The sequence below is a fragment of the Micromonospora sp. DT233 genome (assembly GCF_049841815.1).
Taxonomy (GTDB): domain Bacteria; phylum Actinomycetota; class Actinomycetes; order Mycobacteriales; family Micromonosporaceae; genus Micromonospora.
Window position 1 is genome coordinate 114,403 of record NZ_JBNCLB010000013.1, and the last position, 12,059, is coordinate 126,461.

Sequence of the window (12,059 nt, forward strand, 5' to 3'; positions counted from 1 at the left end):
GTACCCCGCTCTGTCAGGCCGTGGCGTGGTAGGCCAGCACGCCCCGGTTGACCAGGGCGATGGCCTGCCGGGCGGTGCCCCGCAGCTCGACCGAGGCCCCGCCGGAGTCGGCGAGCTGGCCGAGCAGGTCGACCACCTGGCGGGCCCAGCGGACGAAGTCGCCGGCGGGCATCTCCCCGTCGAGCTGGTGGCCGCTGGCCAGCACCTTCGCCAGGACCTCGCCGCGCGCCCACCGGTAGATCGGCCAGGCGAAGCCCAGGTCCGGCTCGCGGGTGACCGCCAGCTCCCGGGCCGCCTCGTCGGCCTCGATCTCCGCCCAGAGCTTCAGCGTCTCGTCGACGGCCTCGGCGACCGGCCCGCGCGGCAGCGACGCCCGCTCGTCGACGTCGCGGCGGGCCTCGAAGACCACCACGGAGACGGCGGACGCCAGCTCCGCCGGGGAGAGCCCGTCCCAGACGCCCCGGCGCAGGCACTCGGCGACCAGCAGGTCGGCCTCGGTCCAGATCCGGCCCAGCATCCGCCCGGCGTCGGTGACCGCGCCGTCGGCCGCCAGGTAGCCCCGCGCGGTCAGCAGCGCCACGATCCGGTCGAAGGTGCGGGCCAGCGAGCCGGTCCGTCCCGCGACGCGCTGCCGCAGCTCCTCGGTGTCGCGTTCGAGCCGGCGGCTGCGCTCGGCCCAGCGGGCGTGCTCCTCGCGGTCCGGGCAGGCGTGGCAGGGGTGGCGGCGCAGCTCGGTGCGGAGCTGGCTGATCGCGTGGTCCTCGCCGGCGACCTGCCGGGAGCGGCCGCCCCGGCGGCCGGCGTGCCGGTCCAGGCCCGTGCCGCTGATCTCGGCGGCGAGGTCGCGGCGGGCCCCCGGGGAGCGGTGGTTGAAGTGCTTCGGCACCCGGATGCGGGCCAGCACCTCGGCCGGGGTGGTGAAGTCGCCGGGGCTGACCCGGCCGGCCCAGCGGTCCTGGGTGAGCACCAGCGGGCGGGGCTCACCGAAGCCCCCGGTGGCCGGGTCGAGCACGACCGCGAGGCCGGCGCGGCGACCGGCGGGGACCCGGATGACGTCGCCGACGCGCAGCCGCTCCAGCGACTCCACGGCGGCGGCCTTGCGCTGCTGCTGGCCCTGCCGGGCGATGGCGCGTTCCCGGTCGGCGATGGCCACCCGCAGGGCGAAGTACTCGCCGAAGTCACCCTGGTGGCAGGCGGCCTCCGCCGCGTACGCCTCGATGGTCTCGGTGTTGCGCTGCACCTGCCGGGCCAGGCCGACCACCGACCGGTCGGCCTGGAACTGCGCGAACGACGACTCCAGCAGCTCCCGCGCCGGCTGGGCGCCGACGGTGCCGACCAGGTTGACGGCCATGTTGTACGACGGGCGGAAGCTGGAGCGCAGCGGGTAGGTGCGGGTGGAGGCGAGCCCGGCCACGTGCCGGGGGTCGGTCTCGGGGGACCAGACCACCACCGCGTGCCCCTCGACGTCGATGCCCCGGCGGCCGGCGCGGCCGGTGAGCTGGGTGTACTCCCCCGGGGTGAGGTCGACGTGGGCCTCGCCGTTGAACTTCACCAGCCGCTCCAGCACCACGCAGCGGGCCGGCATGTTGATGCCCAGGGCCAGGGTCTCGGTGGCGAAGACCGCCTTGACCAGGCCCCGGACGAAGAGCTCCTCGACGATCTCCTTGAACACCGGCAGCATGCCGGCGTGGTGGGAGGCCAGGCCGCGCTCCAACCCGTCGAGCCACTCCCAGTAGCCCAGGACCGTCAGGTCCTCGCCGGGAATGGCGGTGACCCGGCTCTCCACCACCCGGCGGATCTCCGCCCGCTCCTCCGCCGAGGTCAGCCGCAGCCCGGCGGCGAGGCACTGCTGCACGGCGGCGGCGCAGCCGGCCCGGCTGAAGATGAACAGGATCGCCGGCAGCAGCCCTTCGCGGTCGAGCCGTTCGACGATCTCCGGGCGCATCGGGCCACGCCAGCGGGGGCCGCGCCGGCCGACGCCGGGGCCCGCGCTGCGCCCCTCGCCCAACTCCAGGCGGCGCACCGTGTCGCGGGTGTAGCGCAGCAGCTCCGGGTGCACGTCGTGCTTGCGAGCGGCGTCGGCGTCGTGGAACAGGTCGAACATCCGCTTGCCGACCAGCATGTGCTGCCACAGCGGCACCGGCCGGTGCTCGCTGACCACCACCGCCGTCTCGCCGCGCACGGTGACCAGCCAGTCGGCGAACTCCTCGGCGTTGGAGACGGTCGCGGAGAGCGAGACCAGGGTGACCGAGGCCGGCAGGTGGATGATCACCTCCTCCCAGACGCCGCCGCGGAACCGGTCGGCGAGGTAGTGCACCTCGTCCATCACCACGTAGGCGAGGCCGGCGAGGGTGGCCGAGCCGGCGTAGAGCATGTTGCGCAGCACCTCGGTGGTCATCACCACCACCGGGGCGTCACCGTTGATCGCGTTGTCGCCGGTGAGCAGGCCGACCTGGTCGGCGCCGTAGCGATCCACCAGGTCGTGGTACTTCTGGTTGGACAGCGCCTTGATCGGGGTGGTGTAGAAGCACTTGCGCCGCGCCGGTGGCGGCGCGTCGGCCGCCGGCGCCGCGCCGGGCACGCCACGCAGGGCCAGGTGTACGGCGAACTCGCCGACCACCGTCTTGCCCGCGCCGGTGGGGGCGCAGACCAGCACCCCGCTGCCCCGCTCCAGGGCCTCGCACGCCTCCCGTTGGAAGTCGTCGAGATCGAATCCCAGGTCGAGGGCGAACTCGTCCAGGGCCGGGAACTGTGCGGCCTGCGTGGCCCGGCGGCGGGCCGCGGCGTACCGCTCGGCGGGACTCGACATGCTCCCAAGATTAGTGCGTGCCGGTCGGGACCACCCGGCAAGGCCGTGGCGACATCGGGCTCCGGGGCGGTGGGTAGGGTGCACGGCGTGCCGGATCATGCCGAACCGACCCGTCCGAGTTCCCCGAGCGAGGTCGATGCCACCGGGGCGTCCCGGCGGCCCGTGGAGGCGGTGCTGTTCGACTTCCACGGCACCCTCGCCCAGGTGGAGGAGCCGCGGGAGTGGGTGCTGGCCGCCGCGGCGGCCTGCGGGGTGAGCCTGGACCGGGCGCGGGCCACCGGGCTGGCCGACCGGCTGCTCACGGCCGGTCGGGCGGGCGGGCCGCTGCCTGCCCGGGTGCCGCCGGGGCTGGCCGAGCTCTGGGCCGACCGGGACCTCTACCCGCACGCCCACCGGGGGGCGTACACGGGGCTGGCGGCGACGGTGGACGCCGGGATCGACGGCCTCGCCGAGGCGCTCTACGAGCGGGTGTTGACGGCCGAGGGCTGGGTGCCGTACCCGGACGCCGCGCCGACCCTGACGGCGCTGCGCGCCGCCGGGGTGAAGGTGGGGGTGGTCAGCAACATCGGCTTCGACATCCGGCCGTTCTTCGCCGCCTGGGGGCTCGCCGGGCTGATCGACGCGTACGCCCTGTCGTACGAGGTGGGGCGCTGCAAGCCGGACCCGGCGATCTTCTGGCGGGCCTGCGGGCTGCTCGGGGTGGACGCGGAGCGCACGTTGATGGTCGGCGACACCCCGGCCGACGCCGGCGCGGTGCGGGCCGGCTGCGCGGCGCTGGTGCTGCCGGAGACGGAGCCGGGGCGGCGCAACGGGCTGGGCTCGGTGCTCGGCCTGGTCCTGCCCGGCTGAGTCGGCCCCGCCCCACGACCGGGCCGCCCGGCGGGCACCGTCAGCGCAGCAGGCGCAGGGCGCCCGGCACGGCGGTGACCGTGACCGGCAGGTCGAGGGCCCGCTCTCCGTCGGCGTACGTGGTGATCCCCTCGGCGGTCAACTCCACCGTGCGGGCCCGGTGGCTGCTCACCAGCGGGTGCTCGACGTGGGTGCCCCGGTAGATGCGCGGCCTGGCCCGGATCAGGGCCCGCCGGTCGAACCGGCCGCCGATCACCACGTCGAGCAGCCCGTCGGTCGGGTCAGCGGCGGGGCAGACCCGCATCCCCCCGCCGTAGCTGGCGCAGTTGCCGACGGCGACCAGCACCGCGTCGAGTTCCAGCGGTTCACCGTCGAGGCGCAGCGTGTACCGGCGAGGGCGCAGCCGGGCCAGCTCCACCAGGATCGCCAGGTCGTAGCGGCGCGGACCGCGCGGGCGGCGCATCCGGTTGGCCCGCTCGTTGACGATCGCGTCGAACCCGGCGGCGAGCACCCCGCCGTACCAGCGGGTCGCCCCGGCCGGGCCGGTCATCCGGGCCAGGTCGACCGCGCGGCTCCGGTCGGCCCGCAGGGCCCCGGCGATCGCGTCGGCGGCGGCGAGCGGGTCGGCGGGGAAGCCGGTGCCGGCCGCGAAGTCGTTGCCGGTGCCGGCCGGCACCACGCCGAGGGGCACCGGCGTGCCGGCCAGGGCCTGCACCGCGCGGTGCACCGTCCCGTCGCCGCCGACCGCCACCAGCGCGCCGATGCCGTCGGCCAGGGCCGCCCGGCACGCCTGTTCGGCCGCCGCGGCGGTGTCGGCCGCCAGCAGGCGCACCGGCCGGCGCGTGTCGCGCAGCCGCCGCAGCACCTCGGGGAGCACCTCGCGGTGCCGTCCCCGGCCGGCGCCTGGGTTGGCCAGCACGGCGACGGGGCCCCCGGCGGGCGGGACCCGGGGGGCGCGGGCATCGGCGGTCACGGCGAGCACCGTACCGCCGTGGGGTCGGCACGATCATCGTCCGGCCGGTCGGAAGCTCGGCCCGACGGCGGGCCCACGGTCACGCCGAGCACCGGAGCGAGTGCCGAGCGTTGACGGCGTCAGGCGGGCGTGATATTGGCTCGAAATTACCCCTGAAAGGGGTGGAGAGGGGCCCATTCCGCTACCCGGCAGACAATTCCCTGACGGGGGTGACACATCGCCATCGGTCGTTTAATAATGGCTGCCGCACGATCCGTTCGACACGGTTACATCTTCACCTACGTCGATCTAAGGGGATTAATTTCCGTGAAACGGGACCACTCACCTGTGCTGCCCGGCGACGGTGCCACGGATTACGCGCGTTACATGCGCCTCGAGACGCTGCTGGACCTGCAGCGCCGCCCGGAACAGGTGGTCCACCGCGACGAGCTGCTATTCCAGGTGGTGCACCAGGCCGCGGAGCTGTGGCTCAAGCTGGCGACGGCCGAGCTGACCGAGGCGGCCGCGCGGCTGGACGCCGACGATCCGGCGGCGGCGGTGCCGCTGCTCGACCGGGCGACGCTGGGGATCCGGCTGGTCACCGACCAACTGGAGATGTTCCGTCACCTGGCCCCGGAGGACTTCCAGGCGATGCAACCGGCGCTGGGCAACGGCTCCGGCGCGGAGTCGCCCGGCTGGCGACACGTCCAGTCCGCCAGTCGCCGGCTCGGCCGGGCCTTCGCCGACCACCTCACCCGGCAGCGGATCGACCTCTCGGCGCTGCGCGCGCGCAACCCGACGGAGCCGCTGCACCGGCTCGCCGAGGCGATGGTGGAGTGGGACGAGCGGGTCGCGCTGTGGCGGGTGCGCCACTACCAGGTCGCCATCCGCATCGGCGGCCACGGCGTCGCCGGCACCGCGGGCAGCCCGGCCAACGTGCTGGTCCGCCTGATCGACCACCGGTTCTTCCCCGAGCTGTGGCGGTTGCGCCGCAACGCCGCCGCAGCGACCGCCGACGTGGCCGCCTCCTGACCGCTCCGCACATCGCCGGAACACCACCGCCCGTGTCCACCATTATCGTGACTCGAGGTGCGCTTTCGTGCGCGAGCTGACGAACTGGCTGTCCGGTCGGGCCGACCCCGACAGTTTTCCCTACTTTCCGGTGACCGCGGAGTTCCACCGCAACGGCAAACACTTCGTCGCAACCGAGTTGCTCGCCCGGCTCGCCGGGATCCGGGCCCGCCTGGGCGTGCCGGTGGCCGACGCCGGCCCCGCCCGGCTGCTGCGCGACTTCCTCGACGTGGCGCTGGACAAGTGGGACGACCGCTACGACTACCGCAGCTATCTGGGGTTGACCCTGCTCGGGCTGCCCTGCGACGACGGCGACGACGCCCCGGGGCGGGACCTCGCCACCGCCCGGCGGGAACGCGACCGGCTCCTGGTCCGGCTGATCGCCGACGCGCTGGCCTTCGAGTCGGCCGCCGCCGTCGGCGACACCGAGCTGCTGCCCGAGCAGCGCCCGGGGCCGCAGACCGTGGCCAAGCGCCACCGGCACGGCCTCCGCGCGGTCGCCCCCGCGCTCTCCCGGCTGGGGCTGGCCGGGGCGGTCGAGCACCCGCAGCCGGCGGCGGCCGTCGCCGCCCTGCACGCCCTGGCCGTCGCCGACCGCAGCGCCGAGGAGGAGCGGGCGCTGCGGCTGAGCATGCTGCCCGTGTACGTGTCGCACGACGAGTACCTGTTCATCCGGGTGCTGCAGGCGTACGAGTGCACCTTCGCGGCCCTCGCCGACGAACTGCGCGGCGCCATCGCCGACCTCACCGGCGGGCGGGGCCCGGCGGCGGCCGAGCGGTTGGAGTCCGCCCGGCAGCGGCTCGTCACCGCCGGGCCGCTGTTCTCGATGCTGGCGACGATGCAGGCGGAGTCGTTCCGCACGTTCCGCGCGTACACCGAGGGGGCCAGCGCGATCCAGTCCCGCTCCTACAAGGCGATGGAGTCGCTGTGCCGTACCCCCGAGGGGGATCGGCTGGACTCCCCCGCGTACCGCTCGGTGCCGGAGGTGCGCGAGCGGGTGCGCGCCGGGCGGCCCTGCGTCGACGCGGCCTACACGGCGGCGGCCCGCGACGGCCGGCTGGCCGGGCCGGAGCGCGACCTGGTGCGGCGGCGGATGCGCGAGTTCGCCTCGGCGGTGCTGCAGTGGCGTCGCACCCACCACCGGCTGGCGGTCCGGATGCTCGGCGCGCAGCCCGGCACCGGATACACCGAGGGGACCCCCTACCTGGCCGGGGTCCGCGCGATCCCGGTCTTCACCGCCGTCGCCGACGAGCCGGACCCGTCGGCGGCCGAACCGACTGGAGGCTGCCCCGAATGAGCGCACCCGAACCGACACCGGCGGCCGGTGTGCCGAGGGGACTCGACGCCGCCGCGCACGCCGCGCTGCGCGCCCAGTTTCCCCTGCTGCAGACCTGCCTCTATCTGAACAACAACTCCACGGGCGCGGTGCCCCGCGACGCCGAGCGGGTGCTCACCGGCTACTGGGAGACGCTGCGCAGCTGGCGTGACGACGTGTGGCAGGGCTGGCACGAGGGCCTCGACCGGTACGCCGACACGCTGGCCGCGTTCATCGGCGCGCCGCCCGGCAGCGTGATCACCGACGCGAACCTGAGCGCCCTGCTCACCCGGGTCGCCTCCTGCTTCGACTACCGCCCGCCCCGCGACCGGGTCGTCATCACCGACCTGGAGTTCCCGACCGTGCCGTTCGTCTTCAACGCGCTGCGGCGCCGGGGGGCCCGCGTCGACGTGGTCGGCACCGGCGGCCCACGGTTCGACGAGGACGCGCTCGAGCGACGCGTCGACGAGCGGACGCTGCTGGTCTGCGTGCCGCATGCCAGTTTCTCCTCGGGGGCCACCATCGACCTGCCCCGCTTGGTCGCCCGCGCGCACGAGGTGGGCGCCCTGGTGGTGGTGGACGCCTTCCAGAGCGTCGGGATCATGCCGCTGGACGTGACCGCGCTCGGCGTCGACGTGGTGCTCGGCGGCACCCACAAGTGGCTCTGCGGTATCGCCACCGGCTTCCTCTACGTCCGCCCGGACCTGGTGGCGACCCTGGAGCCGACGGCCACCGGTTGGCAGGCCGGCGACCGGGCGCTGACCTTCCGGCCGTCGACCGGCTGGGCCGCCGGGGCCCAGCGGTTCGCCGGGGGGACCCCGTTCCCGCTCACCTCGCTGGTCTCCCAGGTCGGCCTGGACCTGCTGACCGGCGTGGGGATCGCGGCGATCCGGGAGCACTCGCTGACGTTGACCGCCCGGATCCTCCAGCGGGCCGAGGCCGCCGGCATCACGGTGGTCAGCCCCACCGAGCCGGCCCGCCGCGGCGGTGTGGTCTGCCTGGACGTCGCCGACGGGGAGGCGGTCAAGCGGCGGCTGGCCGCGCGGGAGGTGATCTGCAGTTGGCGGGGCTACCTGCGGGTCGGCCCGCACGTCTACAACACCCTCGACGAGGTCGACGCGTTCATGGACGCCCTGGAAGAGGAACTGGGCCGGTGAGCGTCACGCTGTCGCCGCGGGCGCTGATGAGCCTGCTGGCCAACGGGCCCAAGGCCATGGACGTGCTGGAGACCGCGCTGGCCGTGGGGCTGCTCGACGCGCTGGAGCCGGGGCCGGCGCCCCTGGGCGAGCTCGCCGAGCGGTTCGGGTTCCTGCCGCTGCGGCTGTACAAGTTCCTGGACTGCCTGGAGAGCCTCGGCCTCGTGACCCGCGACGAAGCCGGCGACGAGATCACCGCCGCCAGCTACCGGGCCGTGGCCGGGCTGCGCGACGCCGTGGCGGCGGTCGTCGGGCCGGACTCCGTCGAGCGGGACCGGGACCGCTACCCGTGGCGGCGGCTGCACGGCCGGCTGGCGCAGAGCCTGCGCGGGGAGGTCGGCATGACCGACGACGACTTCGCGTGGCCGCCGCGCGACGACGAGCAGACCGCCTCCTTCGAGCGCAGCATGGCCGTCGGTCTCGGCCCGGTGCTCGAGACGCTGCACCGGCACGCGCAGCGGCTCTGGCCGCAGCGGCGACGCCTGCTCGACGTCGGCGGCGGCGACGGCACCCTCGCGGCGCGGGTGCTCGACGACGCGCCCGGGCTGCGGGCCGACGTCTACAACCTGCCGGCGGTGGCGCCGCTGGTGCGGGCGACGCGGGCCCGCAGCGGCCACCCCGACCGGCTCGGTTTCGTCGGCGGTGACTTCCTCGCCGAGCCGCTGCCCCGCGGCTACGACGCCATGGCCTTCGTCCGGGTGCTGCACGACTGGCCGAACGACGTGGCCCGCCGGCTGGTCGAGAAGGCGTACGCCGCCCTCGACCCGGGTGGCCTGCTGGTGATCGGCGAGGAGTTCCGCACCCCGGACCGGCTGGCCATGCAGTTCTTCTGGAGCTACTTCCTGATCGGCGTCGACAGCTGCGTCAGCCGGCTGCGGGAGGTCGAGTTCTACACCGGCCTGCTCAAGGAGACCGGCTTCACCGAGGTGGCGGTGCTGCCCGGCGGTTGGGAGCTGGTGACCGCGTACAAGCCGGCGACCGGGGGGTGAGCCGGCCGGGCGCGGGCCCGAGGGGCCGGCCGCGCCCGGCCGGCGAGGGCGGCGGGTCAGGCCCGGCGGCCGATCACCGCGCCGTTGGCCCCCGGCGCGTCGAACCACACCGTACGGACGTCGACGAAGCCCGCATCGGTCAGCCAGGCCGCGTACTCCGCCCGGGAGTAGTTCCGCCCGCCCTCGGTCTCGATCAGCATGTTCATCCCCATCAGGGCCGCCTCCGGCGGGCCGGTGCGCTCGTCGTTGAGCAGCAACTCGCAGACGACGACCGCCCCGCCGGGGGGCAGCGCGGCGTGGCACTTGGCCAGCAGCGCCCGGTTCGTCGGCTCGTCCCAGTCGTGCAGGATCATGCTGAGCAGGATCACGTCGTGGCCCGGCGGCAGCGCCGGGTCGGCCAGGAAGTCGCCGCCGACGGTGCCGATCCGCCCGCTCAGGCCCTCGGCCGCGATGCGCTGCTCGGCCTTGGCGCAGACGTGCGGCAGGTCGAAGATCGTCGCGCCCAGCTCGGGCAGGCGACGGCAGAGCTCGACGGGGAAGGCCCCCGCCCCGCCGCCGACGTCGAGCAGCCGGCGGTGCGCGCCGAAGTCGTACGCGTCGGCCAGCGCGCGGGCGGTGAAGCTGGAGGTGGAGAACATGGCGTCCCAGAACTCGGCCACCATCGCCGGGTCGGTGGTGTCGAACATCGACTGCTGGGTCTGCGGGTCCCAGGTCAGCGGCCGGTTGCTCCGCAGCGCCTCCCCCACCCGGTGCCAGGGCAGGTAGGTGCGCAGGTCGGAGTAGCGCACCTGCGCGCCGAAGTAGTACGGGCGCCCCTCGACCAGGAACTGCTCGGCCAGGGCGGAGTTGCGGTAGCCGTCGCCGGCGCGTTCCAGCAGCCCCAGCGACGCGCTCGCCGCCAGCAGCAGGTCCGCCGGGCGCTCCTCGAGGCCGAACTCGTCGGCCGCCTCGGCCACGGTGATCGTCCGCCCGTCGGCGAGGCGGGTGAACAGGCCGAGCTCCACGCCGACGGCGAGGGTCTTGAAGCCCCAGACGCCGGCGACGAGGCGCATGAGAGGGGTGGGAGTGATCATTCGGACATGAGATCACATCCGGTACGACCATCCACAGTGGTCGAGCGGCGTGTCGGCCGGCGGTGGCCGGCCACGGGCCGGCGCGGAAAACCCGGTCGCGGGCCACCGCGCCGACTGCTACCTTCCGCAGGCCGTGCCGGCGCAACGAGGAGGTGGTACCCGTGAACGCAGTATCGACGTGGGTGCTCCCCTGCGGGGTCACGGTCGGGCGATAGGTCGTCCGGGAGCGCCGCTCACCAGCTCCCGAAAGGCACGACCATGCGCTTCACCTCCGAACGGCACCTCGACGACGGTCTCCTCGAGCGCGAATTCCGCCTCGGCGAGGTCCCCGGCATCCTGTGGACGCCCGACTGCGCGTCCGCACCGGCCCCGCTGATCCTGCTCGGCCACCCCGGCGGACTGCACCAGATGTACCCCCGGCTGGTGGCCCGGGCCCGATACGGCGCGGTGGAGGGCTTCGCCGCGGCCACCATCGAGCTCCCCGGCAGCGGTGACCGGCCCCGTCTCGCCGACGCCGAGCAGGCCCGCGCCGACCTGCGCCGGGCACTGAAGGCCGGCGAGCCGGTCGACGACGACATCGTCGACCGGCTCGTCCTCCCGCTGGTCGAAAGGGCGGTTCCGGAATGGCGGGCCGCCCTGGACGCCCTCCTTGCGCTGCCCGGCATCGGCGGCCCGGTCGGGTACTCGGGAGGGGTGATCTCCATCGGCGTCCGGCTGGCGGTGGTCGAGCCGCGCATCCGCGCCGCTCTGCTGTTCGCCGGGAGTGTCGTGCCCCGTGCCATGTTCGAGCAGGCCCGGCAGGTCACCATTCCGCTGCAGGTCCTGCTGCAGTGGGACGACGAAGGAAACGACCGGCAGGTGGCCCTGGATCTGTTCGACGCCTTCGGCTCCGCCGAGAAGACGCTGCACGCCAACATGGGCGGGCACACCGGCGTCCCGCAGTTCGAGGGGGACGACGGGAACCGGTTCTTCGCCCGGCACCTGAGATGAGGGCGGGCGGGCGGCGCGGCACCCACCTGCCGCGCCGCCCGGCGGGAACCACGCACCGCCGGGGAGCGACTATCGGTACATGCGGTGTGAGCAGTGGCGGGAGATGCTGTCGGCCCGGCTGGACGGGGAGGAGACCCCCGCCGAGCGGGTCGGGACCGAGGGGCACCTAATCACCTGCGGTGACTGCCGGGCCTGGTACGACGCGGCAACGACGGTCACCCGGCGGGCGCGTACCCGGGTGGTGCCGCCGGTGCCGGACCTGACCGAGGCGATCCTCGCCGCCGGGCCCGGTCGCCGGCGGTCGGACGCCTGGCGGGTGCGGCTGGTGGCCGGGTTGCGGGCCGTGCTGGGGCTGGTGGGCGGCGTGCAGTTGGCGCTCGGGTTGGCCCAGGTCGGGCGGGGCGCGGCCGGGACGGCCGTGCACGCCACCGGGCAGCACCTGTGGCACGAGTCGGCGGCGTGGAACGTCGCCGTCGGCGCCGGGTTCCTCTTCGTGGCGGCGCGTCGGTTCCCGCCCGCCGGGCTGCTGCCGATGCTCAGCGCCTTCGTCGCGACCCTGGTGCTGCTCTCGGTCAACGACCTGATCATCGGTCAGGTGGCCGTCTCCCGGCTGATCAGCCACGGGTTCCTGCTGCTCGGCTGGGTGATCACCGTGCTGCTCTCCCGGCCCGGGCTGCGGCCGGGCGCTCCGACGCCGGGGCAGGGACACCCGCGGGCGTCGCGGGGGGGGGGGGGGGGGGGGGGGGGCGGCCCCCCCCCCCCCCCCCCCCCCCGCGGGCGCGCCCCCCCCCCCCCCCCCCCGTATAAAAAAAACA

The 12,059-nt window shown here is 74.9% G+C and carries 10 protein-coding genes; 7 read left to right on the forward strand and 3 right to left on the reverse strand.

Annotated features, from left to right (window positions below; translation table 11 throughout):
- Positions 1-13: 13 nt before the first annotated feature.
- Complete coding sequence (locus ACLQ2V_RS22885; RefSeq protein WP_425720606.1) at positions 14-2,809, reverse strand: DEAD/DEAH box helicase; 2,796 nt, start codon at positions 2,807-2,809, stop codon at positions 14-16.
- 87 nt (positions 2,810-2,896) lie between these two features.
- On the opposite strand from ACLQ2V_RS22885, the gene ACLQ2V_RS22890 reads away from it, so the two are divergent.
- Positions 2,897-3,658: an HAD family hydrolase gene (locus ACLQ2V_RS22890; protein ID WP_425720607.1), complete on the forward strand. Its 762-nt coding sequence runs from the start codon at positions 2,897-2,899 to the stop codon at positions 3,656-3,658.
- Between the two features lie 40 nt (positions 3,659-3,698).
- Here the strand turns inward: ACLQ2V_RS22890 and ACLQ2V_RS22895 are convergent, their stop codons facing one another.
- Entirely contained in the window at positions 3,699-4,640 is a 942-nt protein-coding gene (locus ACLQ2V_RS22895) for a YegS/Rv2252/BmrU family lipid kinase (RefSeq protein ID WP_425720608.1), read from the reverse strand.
- Positions 4,641-4,937: 297 nt separating this feature from the next.
- Here ACLQ2V_RS22895 and ACLQ2V_RS22900 point away from each other — a divergent pair, with 297 nt between their 5' ends.
- The 4 genes from ACLQ2V_RS22900 (at position 4,938) to ACLQ2V_RS22915 (ending at position 9,181) form a co-directional block, all read left to right on the forward strand.
- Positions 4,938-5,642, forward strand: a complete 705-nt coding sequence (locus tag ACLQ2V_RS22900) for a tryptophan 2,3-dioxygenase family protein (RefSeq protein ID WP_425720609.1) — start codon at positions 4,938-4,940, stop codon at positions 5,640-5,642.
- Positions 5,643-5,709: 67 nt separating this feature from the next.
- The gene (locus ACLQ2V_RS22905; protein ID WP_425720610.1) at positions 5,710-6,978 is read left to right on the forward strand and encodes a tryptophan 2,3-dioxygenase family protein; all 1,269 of its coding nucleotides are present in this window, start codon (positions 5,710-5,712) and stop codon (positions 6,976-6,978) included.
- Positions 6,975-8,153 (forward strand): aminotransferase class V-fold PLP-dependent enzyme, encoded by a 1,179-nt coding sequence (locus ACLQ2V_RS22910; protein ID WP_425720611.1) that lies wholly within the window; start codon positions 6,975-6,977, stop codon positions 8,151-8,153. The genes ACLQ2V_RS22905 and ACLQ2V_RS22910 overlap by 4 nt, the downstream gene beginning before the upstream one ends.
- Positions 8,150-9,181, forward strand: coding sequence for a methyltransferase (locus ACLQ2V_RS22915; RefSeq protein WP_425720612.1), 1,032 nt, complete (start codon positions 8,150-8,152; stop codon positions 9,179-9,181). The genes ACLQ2V_RS22910 and ACLQ2V_RS22915 overlap by 4 nt, the downstream gene beginning before the upstream one ends.
- Before the next feature lie 56 nt (positions 9,182-9,237).
- Here ACLQ2V_RS22915 and ACLQ2V_RS22920 read toward each other — a convergent pair whose 3' ends face one another.
- The gene (locus ACLQ2V_RS22920; protein WP_425720613.1) at positions 9,238-10,254 is read right to left on the reverse strand and encodes a methyltransferase; all 1,017 of its coding nucleotides are present in this window, start codon (positions 10,252-10,254) and stop codon (positions 9,238-9,240) included.
- A 258-nt stretch (positions 10,255-10,512) separates the two neighbouring features.
- On the opposite strand from ACLQ2V_RS22920, the gene ACLQ2V_RS22925 reads away from it, so the two are divergent.
- Both ACLQ2V_RS22925 and ACLQ2V_RS22930 read left to right on the forward strand, forming a co-directional pair.
- On the forward strand, positions 10,513-11,244 hold the full coding sequence (locus ACLQ2V_RS22925) for an alpha/beta hydrolase (RefSeq protein WP_425720614.1): 732 nt from the start codon (positions 10,513-10,515) through the stop codon (positions 11,242-11,244).
- A gap of 79 nt (positions 11,245-11,323) precedes the next feature.
- On the forward strand, positions 11,324-12,059 hold a 736-nt coding region (locus ACLQ2V_RS22930; RefSeq protein WP_425720615.1), incomplete at its 3' end, for a zf-HC2 domain-containing protein.